This window comes from Ruminococcus sp. HUN007, assembly GCF_000712055.1.
In the GTDB taxonomy this organism is placed as follows: Bacteria; Bacillota; Clostridia; order Oscillospirales; family Ruminococcaceae; genus HUN007.
In genome coordinates this window covers 3,043,341-3,058,845 of record NZ_JOOA01000002.1, presented here as the reverse complement: position 1 = coordinate 3,058,845, position 15,505 = coordinate 3,043,341, and the positions used below count along the sequence as shown (strand labels likewise).

Below are 15,505 nucleotides of genomic sequence, written 5' to 3'. Positions count from 1 at the left end.
TGTTTTCACTTGACATTATAACCGAAAGGGTATAATATAATAAATATGAATAAGATAGCTGAATTTATAAAGCAAAAAAGAAAAGAAGCCGGTCTTACCCAGGAGGAATTCGCAATGCGTTCCGGACTTGGATTACGCTTTGTACGCGAACTCGAACAGGGTAAACCGACTGTAAGAATGGATAAGGTAAATCAGGCGCTTGCAATGTTCGGAATGGAAGCTGTACCGGGAAGGATGGATAGAAAATGACAGTGTACAGAACCGCCTTTGTTTATATCAGGAATATTTTCGCCGGAACATTGTCTGAAACTGATGACGGATATCTCTTTGAATACGACAAAGAATATCTCACATCAGAAAAACCGCTGCCTGTTTCACTGACACTTCCTTTACAGAATGAAAAATACACATCCGGAACGCTGTTTCCTTTTTTCGACGGACTCATACCGGAAGGATGGCTTCTTGACATTGTAAGCCGAAACTGGAAAATAGACAGAAACGACCGTTTCGGACTGCTTCTTGCAGCCTGCAGAGACAGTATCGGGAATGTAAGTATAAGGAGTGAAAAGTCATGAATTGCTTATGCTGCGGAAGAACTCTTTCCGAAGATGAATCTTTCTGGCACAGAAAATGCATACGTTCATTTTTCGGAACAGAAACAATACCTGAAATAGAAATAAGCGAGAAATCACTTGAACTCCTTGTAAATGAAACAATACAAAAAGGTCTTACCATACCGGGAGTTCAGAAAAAACTTTCACTTCACCTGTTTTCCGAATCAAAGCCAAGACTCACACTTGTGGACTACCCTACCGGATTCATCCTCAAACCACAGGTTTCAGATTTCACCGCACTTCCGGAGTCAGAACATCTTGTAATGTCCATGGCGGAAAAGTGCGGAATAAACACTGTTCCTCACGGACTTCTGACCATTGAAGATGAATATGCATACATCACCAGACGTACCGACCGTGTTTTTAAAAAAGGCAAAATAACTGACATGTATGCAATGGAGGATTTCTGCCAGCTTAACCTTCGTCTTACACAGGATAAATACAAAGGATCGTATGAACGCTGCGCAAAAATAATTGAAAAATACTCTTCAAGACCGGTACTCGATCTGACAGAACTATTTATAAGGCTTGTGTTCTTCTTCATTTCCGGCAATTCAGATATGCACTTAAAGAATTTCTCTCTTATTGAAACCGCTCCCGGAAGTAAAGAATATATTCTCTCCCCTGCTTACGACCTTCTTCCGGTCAATATAGTAATGCCCGAAGATAAGGAACAGACCGCACTGACTTTAAACGGCAAGAAAAAGAATCTTCGCCGCAAGGATTTCCTCGTTTTCGCCGACAACTGCGATATACCGCAAAAAGCAGCAGAAAAGATAATAAACAAAGTCATTTCGCTTGAAAACGTGTTTATCAAAATGGCAAAAGAATCACTGCTTCCGGATACTATGAAGGAAGATTTCATTGCACTTATATCTGAACGAGTATCGGTTCTCAGACCAAAATAATGAAACAGAATACGTGAAAAGGCATCCCGCTAAGGATGCCTTTTCTTTATGTTGTTTCTGCAATATTTCAAGCAAAATGCTGCTCTCGAATATTCAGCTTTCGTTTCTCAAACAATGGTAATGCCGAATAAATTCGGCATTGCTATTATAAAATTTGCGGTTCTGACTGAACCGCAAATTACCTTAAAAATATATCCACGGAGCTTACATTAACTAACATGCACACTTTGAAATATTATTTATCATTTATTATCCACAGATATTTCATTTATCAAATTATTTACTGCAACAACTTTTAACAGAGTTTTGATTTCCTGGATGTTGGATAAATAATTCTCGCTATTGGATGCTACTGTTTCTAAACGTTCTTTAAGGCTATCATAATCAAGTTTATCTTCCACTGATTTAAGAATTCTGTTATAGTTCTTTAATTCAGTATGATAATACAAATTATATTTCTCGATATCGTTACCAATTTTAGCAAGATTTGAAGTTAAATTTGGCATATAGTCATCATCGACCTTATTCTGTATTAGTTCAAGGGTACCATTTACGGAGCTGAGTGAATCGATAATTAGCGTCTGGAAGCTTTGAGTAGACATTATTTGCTTAAGGCAATCATTTATTTTCTCTTTATTTTTGTTGGATTTATTTACGACATCCAAATAATAAGTTTTCATCTCGGATCGAACAGTATTCAAATTGCTCATTTCCTTATCTAAACTATTCTGAAGTGAATCCAACATTTTGCAGATATCAACCAGTTTTTGATTAATGCAGTGACTTTCTTTTTTCTTTTCCAATAATGCATCATCATAGATTTTTGATATTTTTCTTATAATGTAAACTGTAATACAGAATAATATAACCAAAAACGCCACCGTCACATATTCAAAGATCATAATAAATCCCCCCCTAACCCATTAACTCGCTTACTATGTTTGCCTGTTCTATAATCAACATAGACTTTATACAGCTTCTCTCTCTATCAATTTGCTCCAAATTACTGGATTCTATCATATTATCAAAAGCTTCTTTAAGATTCTTAAGATCTTTTTCCTGACTTTCTGAAATATTACATAAGTATTCTTCAATATCATCAGTTTGTTCTTTTAAAGAATTTTTAACATTACAAGCTAGATTATCCAGTGCTTCACTTATGACTTTATTTGAAAAACCTTGTCATAGCCTCCCTCTTCTCAGATCCAGATTCCATTTTTAGAATAGACAGGCATTCTGAATCATCAATGGACATTCTTTTGGCTAATGGATTTTTTATACTTCCACTGATAACATTTGAAATTCTTTTTTGTCCATTCTTTAACGCATTCAAATTCGCAGTATAAGGAACACTGGTAGGACAGCTCTCAACCATTTCTATCAACTGCGAATAAAAATCCTCTACATATTTAATTGCTGCATTTTCATATGTAGTTGCCTGTTGAAAATATCCTTCAGAAAAAGATACTAAAATCTCATTTAATCTATCCGTTGTATAGACATTTGCTTCTTTTTTATCATAAGACTTTTCTGATGCTATTTTTTCAGCGCAAGCTTCTTGAATTCTTCTTCCAGCATTGCTGATTTTTTCACTACCAAAAAAGTCGCCGACTTTTTCAACACATCTTCCAAATGCTCTTCCGATGCTTTTGAATAATCCCATTTATCATCACTCCTGTTCAATTATCTTCATAATTTGATCACATGTCTCTATTTTATAACAAGCATTTATCAGTGAGGATTGAATTGCTATATGATTTTGATTGTCCAGGCATTCATTTAAACGCAGCCGAATATCTTGCATTCTTGAAAGATTACTTTGTAATGCATCCTGTATTTCTATTTCCACATCCATAAATATACTGCCAAGGCATTTTTTTAATTCAGCACAGCTATTGTCTATTGCTTCTTTTAATACTTTTGAAAAGAACTCATTCAGTGCTTCCTCTTTTTTTGAACCTGGTATCATTTTCATTATGCTACAGCATTCTTTATCGCTAAGAGATAATTTTTTTTGAAATATAATTATCGATGTTTCCATTAAATTCAGACGATAAATCATTAATTTTTTTCTTAATCATCCTTAAACGAATGTTATAACCTTCTATTTTTTCAGAATACTCATCCAGTATCAGAAAAAGTTCTTCTGAGTAGTACTGTATTTCTTTAAAAACAGCATTCTCTATTTTTATCGTATGAATATTAACAGATTCTTTATATTCGTTTAAAAGCTGAATTATATTATCAATATTTTCTATTGAAGAATTATCACTTGTTGATTCTGTTTTACTAGCTTTTTCTGATATTTTTCTCAAAATGCCTCGTATAACACCAACAACGATAGCTATTATTTTTTGACCATCTGGAGGTTTAGGAAAACGTAAAATACTCATATTCATTCCTCCGATTATGCTAAATTTTTAATAGCCTTTTCCAGTTCATCAGCTCTCTTGGTCGTTGCATTTTTTAACGTTTTCAGAAGATTTTCTAAGTCTTCTTTATCTTTTTCAGCCTCCTGATATTTCAAACTGTATTCTTCCTGTTTCCTTTTTATTTCATCAATACCTCCCTGACTTGCAATTAATATTTCATTCTGCGATTTCTTAATTTGTTCCATCGTTTCTTTTATGGAATCTTTGCACAGCTCATATTTTCCTACAACGTCCTGTAAAAGAATATTTTTGTAATTTGATACAATTTCTTTTTTTATCTTATTCTTCAATTTAGAGATATTCGTAAAGTCAAGTAACTCTTTATACTTTTCGTTAACATCCTTTACTCTAAACTTTCTAATTATTCCGTCCAGATCCCAATACTTGTCACTATCTGGAACGATATTGTTATAATCTTTTAAAAGTGTATATAGATATGCCGAAACAGGAACTAGATTTTTATCCGCTAACTCCAGATTATTATACGCACCTTTACCTTTAAGATATTTCATCCATTCATCATGCTGCTGTTTCCAGTGCTCCTGCGGTCTGTTAAGAGTATCAAGCTGCGTGGCAATAATAAAAACTTTTTCTGGATTATATCTGGTATTTGCAAAAACACTATATATCGTAGCCATTTCCTGTCCAGTAAGAGCATCTGATTTAACACAGACTAAAAACAGCATTGGCTCTGTCTATATATTCTCTTGTAATATTAGATCTATACTCAACTACATCGTCAAGACCAGGAGTATCAACCAGAATAACTCCATTCGGTAATTCGAAATCTTCCAGGCCAACTTCTACTTCTTTAACAAAATAATGCTCCACTGATTTTGACGACGTCCATTTTTGAATTTCTGAAACAAGATCATCTTTATCATTACACAGTATAACTTCATCTTCATGGCTCAGCCATTTATCCTTATAATTTTCTGCATTTAAACTTTCGTATTCTTCCAAAAATACTGTTGCTTTTGCATCAACTGCACTTTTCCATAACTCCGACCACTCTTCTTTTGAATAAAAAGATACTTTGACACTATTATTATCACTTTTTTTAAATTTAGTAAGTGACGCTGTTTCCGGAGTAACCTTAGTTGATGCATATTCATAGCCTAGAAGAGCATTTATAAGAGTTGACTTACCAGCCTTTATAGCGCCAACAAGAGCGATATGAAATTCTGCATCTCTGCACTGCTTTAAGAATGCATCAATATCTCTGAACATCTTAGAAGTAATATGTTCTGATATTCCTTCAGAGTTCAGCACAGCTTTAACTTTTAACATTTTCGACGCATATTTTTCAGTCGTCTTATCCCACAAATATTCATTTGTAACGTAATTTGCATCCGCAATTTTCTGTAATTTTCCTAATTTTGCTTCGTATTCAATTCTTGCTTCTTCACATGTGAATTTAAAATCTGTCATTGTAAATTCCTCCGTTTAAAAACTAAATGATATTAAAAAGAAAAAATCATTATCTGTTTATCGTCATAAAAAGAGATTTTTTCTTCAATTAACCGTTTTCTTTTCATGCCATTTAATTGTTCATATCTGAACACCGGACAAACTCCGTTTTCTTTTAAAGATACATATATCTTTTTTATTTCATTTATTTTTGTCTTTGAATCAGTTTTAACAATAAAAACTTTATGAGAAAAAACATTGCTTTCATGAATTGAAATTATGCCCGTAAAACTACTTTTTAACTCAGAAATAGAATTTGAATTATTATAATCTGAACAATCATTATCAATGTTAATCTGATCGATAACATTATTGATCAGCATAAGTTTAATCATCTGTTCCAAACTTTTTATACTATCATTAATCTCTGATAATTGCGTAGTATTTTCACTTTTTTTATTCATTCAATCATCTTCTTACCATATAAAAATATTACACCGCAGGAATATAAAATACCTGCGGTGTATCAATAAAACTTTATGAAGCTTTCAACATTCCCCACAGTCTATAGCCTGACTTAAACATATTTAGCGACTATCTCATGATAGTAAAAACAAAAAAGTTATTGCAAACATACTTCTACGCCTACAATAACACTAAAGACATAATCATAATAAATCCCCCCTGTAAAAATTATTCCCTACATCAAAATAAAGAATCATAATCCCGTTTTCATAAACCAAAATCTGATGTTATTATACTATTTTCCATAGTTGTTCATCGCAATTTTGTTTAATCTACTATGATTATAACATATATCGTTAGGCTTTTCAATAGAAATAACATATTTTTCTTGAGTATTATCTCTTTATCAATGTGTATCATAGATGATAGAGGTGATCAGCTATGACTGAAGAATTTGTAAGGAATAGAATTACTCAGCTTCGGCTCCAGAAAGGTGTATCAGAATATCAGATGAGTTATGATCTTGGTCATAGCCGCGGATACGTTTATAATATTTCGTCTGGTAAATCACTTCCGCCTTTATCGGAACTGTTTGCAATATGCGAATATTTTGAAATAACACCTGTTGAGTTTTTTGATGAGGGTGTTTCCAATCCTGAACTAGTACAGAAAGCAATTGAAGGTATGAAACAGCTTGATGACAGTGATCAGCTTATGATTCTAAATATAATAAACCGACTTCTGAAATAACTGAAAAATGCCCATCTACAGACACACTATTCTATAGTAACGACTCGAAAATAAGGAGACTATTACCTTTACTAAAAGACATCCCATGAAGGATGGCTTTTTGCATATTTCTATCATCAATCAAAATCAAATTATCATATTCCCCAAGCACGAAACGCGTGAAATTTCATTAACGACCGCTCAAAAGCAGAGGCAGGATCAACGGTTTACCGCTGATCCTGCCTCTGCTGCTATATCAAACCACAGCTTCAATTATCGTTTTATCTTCAAACTGTACTTTTGTAAAAAAAGGAACAGTATCGACGGCTTTGTGAACCGATGATACTGTTCCTTGATTTTTATTAAACCATCAATGGTCTGAAATTATTTAGCGTAATATACATCCGGAGCTGAAGGGAGCTTATAGCCTGTTCCGAGGAAGAAGCTTGTGTGCGGAGGCTGGTTGTATGCTGTGTTTTCAGCTGCAACACCTGTTCTGTACTGGCTGTCGTGCATGAGAGTGAAGAGTCTGTACTCTGTCTCGTATGGTGTAGCGTAGATTCTGAGAGCTGAGCTGTCTTCTGTGTGGAGAACGAGTTCTTCACGCCAGTCACCGAAGAGATCGGCTGTAAGGTTTGGAGTATTCTTTGTGCCGTTGCATGCTACGCATCCCTGAGCAGTAAGAAGTGTCTTTACTCCGCCTGATGTCCACTCGGAAATTGTATTGCCATCGAGAAGTTCGCTTTCGAGGTCGCCGTCCCAGTTGATAACGAAGTTTACTGCAAGACCGCTTGATGAACCGATGTTCTGACCTGCGCCGCTGTAGAGTGTGCTGCTTCTTGCACCCCAGAATTCAGCTGCGTCGTTGCCCGGAACGATGTTGGCTGCACATGCACGTCCTGTATCCTTGTCGCCTTCGTAGCGGAAGATGATCTCACCTGTCTTTGCATCTGAAAGAACGCATCCCCATGGAGATACTTCGTGGCACTGCCATACTTCAAGACCCGGTCTTGAAGGAATGAAGTCACTTACATGCATTGCGTCACCGTGGCCGAGCTTCATTGAATAGAGGCCCTTGCCGTCGTGGTCGATGGTGCATGAACCGTAGATGATCTCGTCGAATCCGTCACCGTCAACGTCTGCAGATACGAGGTTATGGTTACCCTGTGAGCTGTAGTCGCTGTTCGGCTTGCCCTTCTTGTCGGTACCGCCGTCATAGCTGTCGAAGAACCAGCGCTGTGTAAGCTTGCTTCCGTTCCAGTCATATGCGGCAAGTGTTGCTCTTGTGTAGTATCCGCGGCACATAACTGCACTCGGATGTTTTCCGTCGAGATATGCTACTGTTGCGAGGAAACGGTCACATCTGTTGCCGTAGTCGTCGCCCCATGTGGACTTGATATTATTGCCTCGCGGAGGATTGTAGTTTACAGTATCCATTGCCGCACCTGTCTGGCCGTTGAATACTGTGAGGTATTCAGGACCGTTCAGGATATAGCCGTTTGAGTTTCTGTAATCCTTTGATCCGTCACCGATTACCTTGCCTGTCGCATCCTTTGTACCGTCGGCAGTCTTGCAGATCATTTCTGCCTTTCCGTCTCCGTCAAAGTCGTAAACCATGAACTGTGTATAGTGAGCACCTGCACGGATGTTTCTTCCGAGATCTATTCTCCAGAGCTGCTTTCCTTCGAGTGTGTAGCAGTCGAGGTAGACATTGCCGGTGTAGCCTGACTGGCTGTTATCCTTTGCATTTGAAGGATCCCACTTAACGATGATCTCGAGCTTGCCGTCACCGTCAACGTCAGCTGTTGAGCAGTCAGATGCTGAATATGTGCATGAAGAACCGTCCGGCATGTTCATTCCGTTCGGCTTGTTGAGCTTGAGTTCAAGATAATCGCCGCCGATAACGATATTTTCTTCATTTATCTCACTGCGTGAACCGTTTACGAATGTCTCTACCTTGTACTTTGAAGATGCGCTGCCTGATCTGTCAAGGTATGTTGTAGCCTTGCCTGCTCCGGCAGTATAGATGAGTTCACCGTCTCTGTAGAGTTTGAATTCCGTATCGGCAGGATCTGTCGCAAGGCTTCTCCAGCTTACGAGCATTCCGTTTGCAGTCTTTACAGATGAAATTGATCTGCTCAGTTTCTCCATCTGTCTTGAACCAGGTGAAACCGGCGGTTCATATGGTATAACTGATGCGTCTGTAAGTTCAGCCGCCTGTTTGTCAGTCTTTATAAACTTTATAACGTCAATATTCGGACCGCCGTTTGCTGTTGTGGCAGCCATTTTGATCTTGTTTTCACCCTTCTTCAGTGAAATGACGATCTCGTTTTCCTTCCAGTCGGTCCATGAGCCTGTACCGCCGAAGTTCATTGAATAGTAGCTGTCGCTGTTTCCCGCATAAATGCTGAGTGGTCTTGCTGCATCAGTTCCGTTTGCAAAACGGACAGTCATAAGATAGTTGCCGTCTTCCGGTGCGTTTACTGTAATGGTAAGAGCACTACCGAGTACGTTGTCATAGTTTACATACGACTGACCGAGGAAACCGCTGTTCGTTGTTTCGGTAACGCCCTGGTAGATCTCGCCGTCACTTGCGTAGTAAACCATCTCCTTTGGAGCTGCAGGCGTTGTAACAGCCTCAGTCGTAGTCGCTTCGGTAACAGTTGTAGTCACTGCAGCCGTTGTAACTGCTTCAGTAACTGTTGTAACAGGAGGAAGATCAGTTACGGACGGTTCCGTTACAGGAGGCTGTTCAGTCGGTTCTGCCACTGTTGTAACAGGAGCTGCCTGAGGTGTATAAGGTGTTCCTATTATGGTCTCCCCTGTAAGTGAATGGGAAATGAACTGTTTGAGCGTAGCAAGATCAACAAGATCAGCGCTTCCGTCTTTATTGAAGTCCATAAGTGTGGTCTGAAGTTCATCAAACGGAGTTTTGTCAACAAGGTGAATAGCCAGTACTGAAAGATCAGTAATATCAATAACTGAATTGTAATTCACATCGCCGTAATAATAGGTCTCCGCTGCTGAAGCCTGAACTCCGCCCATTGCACCGATACATGCAAAAGCAGATAAAGCTGCAGCTATTTTTTTAAATTTATTAACTTTTTTCAAAACATACAACCTCCGAAATGGAATGATTCATAAAAATCCGGTGAAAACCTTTTCAGTATACTGTTTTCGCCCGAAACTGTACATTTCTATTATAAAGTTTTTCTACAACCATGTCAAGAGTTAAACAGTTTTCAGCAATATCCGCATACAATTTTTGTACAAATTTTCTACGGGATAATCGACATGCGTCTGCCGCTGTGTGATTTAGCAGAAAAAACACCGGCCATATGCATATCTGTATGTAAAAAACTCCGCCGATTCCATGATCAAAGGAACCAGACGGAGTTTTGTCATTAAGCTGATATACTGATGATGTTCCGGTTTAATGCAGATCCTGTATCAGTTTCTGCCTGTTATTTTACGTGCAATGAAAATAACAAGACATGCACCGGCAACGGAAAGAACAAAGTTGATTAATAATCCTCCGGTATGGAGAAATTCTCCTGCGTATCCGCCGACAGCACTTCCGAGAATACCGAAAAATGCATTTTTCCAGAATCCCATGCGTTTGTTGTCCATCAGTTTTCCGGCAATCGAACCGATGATCGCGCCGACTATAACAGAAACAATAAGTGTGATCATAATTATTCGTCTCCTTCTTTCTCTGAATAAGAGAGGGTGTATTTCTTTCTATATGCAAAGTATAGCACACCCGTAATTTCAAGTCAATCGGATAAGATCAAAATTAATTGAATTTTAATGTTTTCTTAAGAGAAGCGCCGACTTTTTAAACAAAAATTATTGATATTCGGGCGATTAAATGTTATAATTATAAGTAATCATTTATGATACAGGGAAACGCTGATTTATTCACTAATCAGCACGGAGTCCGGAGCATTGTCCTGCATTTTCCGTATCCGGAAATCAGGCTGAGCCTGCTCTACGGACCGATCAGTGTTTCCGAAAGCAGGGGGGATCATATGACAATAAGGAATATTATTTCAGTCGTATCAGGTATGGACGAGGAATATCCGTACCAGATAATCAAGGGAATAAATAAATTCGCCGAACAGAACTCCATAAATGTCACCTATTTCGCCGCTTTCGGCGGAATAATCGACAGCAAGCAGTTTGATACCGGCGAATACAGCATATACAATCTTCCGGATTATTCAAAGTTTGACGGTGCTATTCTTCTGTCGAATACTTTTTCAAACCTGGATATACGCACGAGCATTATAAACAAGGTGAAAAGTGCCGCTATTCCTGCAGTTATTTTCGAGTGTCAGGATCACAAGGAATTCAATGACATAAGCATCAACAACTACACTGTCATGAAAAAACTCGTCGAGCATCTGATCACCGAACACGGTGCCAGAACATTCAACTACATTTCCGGTCCGCCGACGAATATTGAATCAAACGAGCGCTACAGAGCTTTCCGCGACGCACTCGCCGAACATGACATCGACTTCGATGAAAAGAACCGCTTCTATTCCGGCCTTTTCCGGAGCTATGACGGCATAAAGGCTATCGAAGCATTTACAGAGTCCGGAATGACTCTGCCGGATGCCTTCGTGAGTGCAAACGACAGCATGGCACTTACGGCAATGGACAGACTCCAGCAGCTCGGTTACAGGATCCCGGACGATGTTATAATAACAGGATTTGATCATACTTTCAACGCACAGAATTCATTTCCTAAACTCACAACAGTCAAAAGGCCGCTCTACTATTCAGGAAAAAGAGCATGCAATCTCCTGCTCAATCTTATAGACAAGAGAGCTGAACCGAAAAGCGTTCCGCTCGAGGCAGACCCTATTTTCACAGAAAGCTGCGGCTGTGTTGAAAAGGAGACCTACGACATACGTGATTTCAAGAAGAACACCTACAAGCGTATCGAAGGTCTGTACACCAACATCCACATGCTCAACCGCCTTATCGCAGGACTTGCCGGTGCCGAAACGCTTGAAGAATGCATAAACTGCATCGAAAAAATGCTCGGGCTCATAAACTGTGATAATTTCAGTCTCTGTCTCATAAAGAACTGGGACAACACATATAACACGGCTCCGGTGGAAGACGGTGAAAGTGAATATCCTCCTGAGATGACAGCTCCGTTTATCCTGAAGGACGGTAAGAGAACATCGGTCGAAAGTTTCCCGAGCCGGCAGCTTCATCCGATCCCGCTCACGACGGGTGGCAATATAAGCTATTTCATACCGCTGCACTACAAGGAAAGATATCTCGGTTACTATATAATCACCAACAATGACTACCCTATCACGAGTCTGCTCTGTCATACGATGACAATGTGTATCGGAAACGCTATCAGCAATATTTCAAAGCTGAATGTTCTTGATCCTCTCTGCAAGATCTACAACAGAAGCGGATTTGTAAGAAACGCGGGATTTGTCTTCAACGAATGCCTGCAGAACCACAGTCCTATCTCAATCTGCTTTATTGACATGGACGGTCTCAAAACGATAAACGACCTGTACGGCCATAAGGAAGGCGACTTCGCCATAAGAAGCATAGCTGATGCCATAAGCAGTTCATGTGATTCCATGGATGTATGCGGAAGATTCGGCGGCGATGAATTCGTAGTGCTCGGACGCGGTGATGATTTCATTGAAACATTCAGGCGCGATGTTGTAAAAAAACTTAAAGAGATCAACGAACAGTCCGGAAAACCGTATCCTATAGCCGCAAGTATCGGATACATCACCGAAATACCTCAGCGCAGGGATCAGCTTTTCGAGCTCATACAGAAAGCCGATGCGAAAATGTACGAAAACAAGAGAGCGAAAAAGTGTCAGAGAAAATAAAAAAACTTTTTTGTATTTCTTGACAGACTGTTTCTGTAATGCTATAATAATGCTATGTTGATTTAAATACTTTTAAATGCCTTGATCGGGAGAAGTAACTCGAAAGCTCAGTCACAGTGAGCACGGGACAGTGGAAACCGTACACCAGAGTTCGTGTGAATAACACCCGGGAGCAGCAAACTGAAAGTCCGGATGACGGATCATTAGGGGCGACGCGATCTGCACGTTACGCAGACAGAGTGACCGTATTTCTTTTACGGTAATTCAGGTGGTACCACGGAAACTATTCTCCCGTCCTGTTTTTTCAGGACGGGAGTTATTTTTTTTGAAAGGAAAATTTTTTATGAAACACACCGACATCAAAGAAATCCTTAACAACGGCGAATACATCGGCAAAAAAGTAACTGTATGCGGATGGGTACGTACTGCAAGAGATTCAAAGAACGTAGCATTTATCGAACTCAATGACGGTACATCACTCAAGCATCTCCAGATCGTTATCGACAAGGCTTCAGGCATGGAATATGACCCGAATGCACTCAGACTCGGTACTTCACTGAAGGTAACAGGTACTGCTGTTGAAGCACGTCAGGCTGCAGCTGAGATCAATGCGGAATCAATCGAGATTCTCGGTGAATGTCCTCTTGAATATCCTCTTCAGAAGAAGAGACACACACTTGAATTCCTTCGTACAATGCCGCATCTCAGAGGCCGTACAAATACATTCAATGCAGTTTTAAGAGTACGTTCAGTACTTGCTGAATCTATCCACAGATATTTCCAGGAAAGAAACTATGTTTACGTAAACACACCGCTCATCACAGGCAGCGACTGCGAAGGTGCCGGTGAAATGTTCCAGGTAACTACTATCGGTTACTCAGACAAATACAAAAACAGCGACGAATACTATGCAGACGACTTCTTTGGCAAGCGTGCCGGACTCAGCGTTTCCGGTCAGCTCGAAGGCGAAATGGCTGCAATGGCTCTCGGAAAGATCTATACATTCGGACCAAGCTTCCGTGCTGAAAATTCAAACACACCGAAGCACCTCGCTGAATTCTGGCACGTTGAGCCGGAAGTTGCATTTGCTGAACTTCCTGATGTAATTGCAATGGCAGAAGACATGCTCAAGCATGTAATAAGAAATCTTCTCGACACATGCCCTGATGAAATGCAGTTCTTCGATGATCACTTCGAAAAGGGCATCATCGCAAGACTCGAGGAACTCATCTCACACGACTTCGGCGTTGTTTCATACACAGAAGCTATAAAGCTCCTCGAAGAATCAGGCGAAAACTTCGTTTATCCTGTATCATGGGGCTGCGATCTCCAGACAGAACACGAAAGATACATAGCTGAAAAGGTATTCAAAAAGGCTGTATTCGTAACTGACTATCCGAAGGAGATCAAGTCATTCTACATGAAGCAGAATCCGGACGGAAAGACAGTTGCTGCAGTTGACCTTCTCGTTCCGGGCGTAGGCGAGATCATCGGCGGAAGCGAAAGAGAAGCTGACTACGAAAAGCTCGTTGCTGCAATGAACGAAAGAAACATGAACCTCGACCTCTACAGCGACTACCTCGACCTCAGAAAGTTCGGTTCAGTTCCTCACGGCGGTTTCGGTCTCGGATTTGAACGTCTTATCATGTACGTAACAGGTATCGCAAACATCCGTGACGTAACACTCTACCCAAGAACTGTAGGCAGCATCAGATAAAAAATCTTTATCTTGACATCAAAATATTACAGTGATATAATATACACGTAAATAAATGTTGAACAAAGACGTTCAGGCTGCATGATACGTGCGGTCTGCGTCTTTTTTTGTTAGAAAGGAATGTTTTATATGTCAAAATCTCTCTACTTACCGGAAGGATACAAGGCTTCCCTGTCCCTCAGAGAAACTCAGCATGCTATAAAGTACATCAAGGATGTTTTCCAGCAGGCTCTTTCCTTCGCAGTTACACTTGACCGCGTTTCAGCTCCTCTTATAGTTACAACCGAAAGCGGTATCAATGACGACCTTAATGGTGTGGAAAGAAAAGTCGGATTTGACATTAAGGAGATCGGCGGAAAGGACGCAGAAGTTGTACAGTCTCTTGCAAAGTGGAAGAGAATGGCCCTTTACCGTTACGGATACAGACCGGGCGAAGGCATTTACACAGACATGAATGCCATCAGACGTGACGATGACACTGACAACACACATTCTATCTTCGTTGACCAGTGGGACTGGGAAAAGGTCATCACAAAAGAAGAAAGAACAGTCGAATACCTTAAGGAAACTGTAAAGGCTATCGTAAAGGCTGTAGCTTACACCAAAAGGAAAGTAAGTCTCAGATATCCTCAGCTCAAAAGCCAGATAAACGACACTCCTTTCTTCATAACAACACAGGAACTCGAAAACATGTATCCTGACAAGACAGCAAAGGAACGTGAACGTCTTATCACTAAAGAACACGGAACGGTTTTCATCATGCAGATCGGCGGCAAGCTCGCAAGCGGTGAAAAGCACGACGGACGTGCACCTGACTACGATGACTGGTCACTCAACGGTGACATTCTTGTATGGGATGAAGTTCTTGACAATGCACTTGAGATCTCATCAATGGGTATCCGTGTAGACGAAACTTCTCTTAAGAAGCAGCTCGCAGAATGCGGAGCAGAGGACAGAATGAAATTCCCTTACCACAGAATGATCGCTGACGGCACGCTTCCGCTTACGATCGGCGGCGGTATCGGCCAGTCAAGACTCTGCATGCTTCTCCTCGAAAAAGCACATATCGGAGAAGTACAGTCCTCGATCTGGCCTGAGGAAATGACAAAGAAATGTGCTGAACACGGCATAACACTTCTTTAAAACAGTCTCCCGACATTAAACGGATCAGTTCAGGAAACGTTTTTCCCGTACCTGACAGATCTTTCAGAATAACAGACACCTCCGGAAATATAATATCCGGAGGTGTTTTTGTACATCTTATACAATAAACTCTATTATCTTCTATTATCCATTGACTTTTTTGCATTAAAGTAGTAAAATATTATAGTGAACGTATTTTTCGTTCGCC

Annotated in this window: 16 protein-coding genes and 1 other annotated feature; of the genes, 7 read left to right on the top strand and 9 right to left on the bottom strand. The window is 39.9% G+C overall.

The genetic code is table 11. The features are described 5' to 3' along the window. The first annotated feature begins 45 nt into the window (after positions 1–45). Genes CC97_RS17360 through CC97_RS17350 form a run of 3 tightly spaced genes read left to right on the top strand, consistent with a single transcriptional unit; the run spans position 46 to position 1,522 of the window. Entirely contained in the window at positions 46–249 is a 204-nt protein-coding gene (locus tag CC97_RS17360) for a helix-turn-helix transcriptional regulator (RefSeq protein ID WP_044976621.1), read from the top strand. Beyond that, a complete protein-coding gene (locus tag CC97_RS17355; protein ID WP_044976619.1) occupies positions 246–575 on the top strand; it encodes a HipA N-terminal domain-containing protein in 330 nt (109 codons plus the stop codon). The genes CC97_RS17360 and CC97_RS17355 overlap by 4 nt, the downstream gene beginning before the upstream one ends. Further along, a complete protein-coding gene (locus CC97_RS17350) occupies positions 572–1,522 on the top strand; it encodes a HipA domain-containing protein (RefSeq protein WP_044976618.1) in 951 nt (316 codons plus the stop codon). Before CC97_RS17355 ends, CC97_RS17350 begins: the two co-directional genes overlap by 4 nt. Positions 1,523–1,764: 242 nt before the next feature. Here CC97_RS17350 and CC97_RS17345 read toward each other — a convergent pair whose 3' ends face one another. The 7 genes from CC97_RS17345 to CC97_RS17315 form a co-directional block, all read right to left on the bottom strand. Further along, positions 1,765–2,424, bottom strand: coding sequence for a hypothetical protein (locus tag CC97_RS17345; protein WP_044976616.1), 660 nt, complete (start codon positions 2,422–2,424; stop codon positions 1,765–1,767). A 263-nt stretch (positions 2,425–2,687) separates the two neighbouring features. Beyond that, positions 2,688–3,185: a hypothetical protein gene (locus CC97_RS17340; protein WP_044976614.1), complete on the bottom strand. Its 498-nt coding sequence runs from the start codon at positions 3,183–3,185 to the stop codon at positions 2,688–2,690. A 6-nt stretch (positions 3,186–3,191) separates the two neighbouring features. Continuing rightward, positions 3,192–3,497: a hypothetical protein gene (locus CC97_RS17335; RefSeq protein ID WP_044976612.1), complete on the bottom strand. Its 306-nt coding sequence runs from the start codon at positions 3,495–3,497 to the stop codon at positions 3,192–3,194. Between the two features lie 22 nt (positions 3,498–3,519). Further along, positions 3,520–3,915, bottom strand: coding sequence for a hypothetical protein (locus CC97_RS17330; protein ID WP_044976610.1), 396 nt, complete (start codon positions 3,913–3,915; stop codon positions 3,520–3,522). Between the two features lie 14 nt (positions 3,916–3,929). Beyond that, on the bottom strand, positions 3,930–4,640 hold the full coding sequence (locus CC97_RS17325) for a hypothetical protein (protein WP_044976608.1): 711 nt from the start codon (positions 4,638–4,640) through the stop codon (positions 3,930–3,932). Next, complete coding sequence (locus CC97_RS17320; RefSeq protein ID WP_044976606.1) at positions 4,618–5,385, bottom strand: dynamin family protein; 768 nt, start codon at positions 5,383–5,385, stop codon at positions 4,618–4,620. The genes CC97_RS17325 and CC97_RS17320 overlap by 23 nt, the downstream gene beginning before the upstream one ends. 32 nt (positions 5,386–5,417) lie before the next feature. After that, positions 5,418–5,828, bottom strand: a complete 411-nt coding sequence (locus CC97_RS17315; RefSeq protein WP_044976604.1) for a hypothetical protein — start codon at positions 5,826–5,828, stop codon at positions 5,418–5,420. A 442-nt stretch (positions 5,829–6,270) separates the two neighbouring features. Here CC97_RS17315 and CC97_RS17310 point away from each other — a divergent pair, with 442 nt between their 5' ends. Then, the gene (locus CC97_RS17310; RefSeq protein ID WP_044976602.1) at positions 6,271–6,579 is read left to right on the top strand and encodes a helix-turn-helix transcriptional regulator; all 309 of its coding nucleotides are present in this window, start codon (positions 6,271–6,273) and stop codon (positions 6,577–6,579) included. Between the two features lie 363 nt (positions 6,580–6,942). Here CC97_RS17310 and CC97_RS17300 read toward each other — a convergent pair whose 3' ends face one another. Together CC97_RS17300 and CC97_RS17295 are read right to left on the bottom strand one after the other, a co-directional pair. After that, positions 6,943–9,669: a dockerin type I domain-containing protein gene (locus CC97_RS17300; RefSeq protein ID WP_049963010.1), complete on the bottom strand. Its 2,727-nt coding sequence runs from the start codon at positions 9,667–9,669 to the stop codon at positions 6,943–6,945. Between the two features lie 339 nt (positions 9,670–10,008). Next, complete coding sequence (locus CC97_RS17295; RefSeq protein WP_044976598.1) at positions 10,009–10,251, bottom strand: GlsB/YeaQ/YmgE family stress response membrane protein; 243 nt, start codon at positions 10,249–10,251, stop codon at positions 10,009–10,011. Positions 10,252–10,589: 338 nt separating this feature from the next. Here CC97_RS17295 and CC97_RS17290 point away from each other — a divergent pair, with 338 nt between their 5' ends. The 3 genes from CC97_RS17290 (at position 10,590) to asnA (ending at position 15,297) form a co-directional block, all read left to right on the top strand. Further along, entirely contained in the window at positions 10,590–12,437 is a 1,848-nt protein-coding gene (locus tag CC97_RS17290; protein ID WP_044977194.1) for a GGDEF domain-containing protein, read from the top strand. Between the two features lie 72 nt (positions 12,438–12,509). Beyond that, positions 12,510–12,739, top strand: a binding site (T-box leader). A gap of 41 nt (positions 12,740–12,780) precedes the next feature. Further along, on the top strand, positions 12,781–14,154 hold the full coding sequence (gene asnS, locus CC97_RS17285) for an asparagine--tRNA ligase (protein ID WP_044976596.1): 1,374 nt from the start codon (positions 12,781–12,783) through the stop codon (positions 14,152–14,154). Positions 14,155–14,283: 129 nt separating this feature from the next. Beyond that, positions 14,284–15,297 carry an aspartate--ammonia ligase gene (asnA, locus tag CC97_RS17280; protein WP_044976594.1) on the top strand — a complete coding sequence of 338 codons (1,014 nt, stop codon included), beginning with the start codon at positions 14,284–14,286 and terminating at the stop codon, positions 15,295–15,297. Positions 15,298–15,505: the final 208 nt, after the last annotated feature.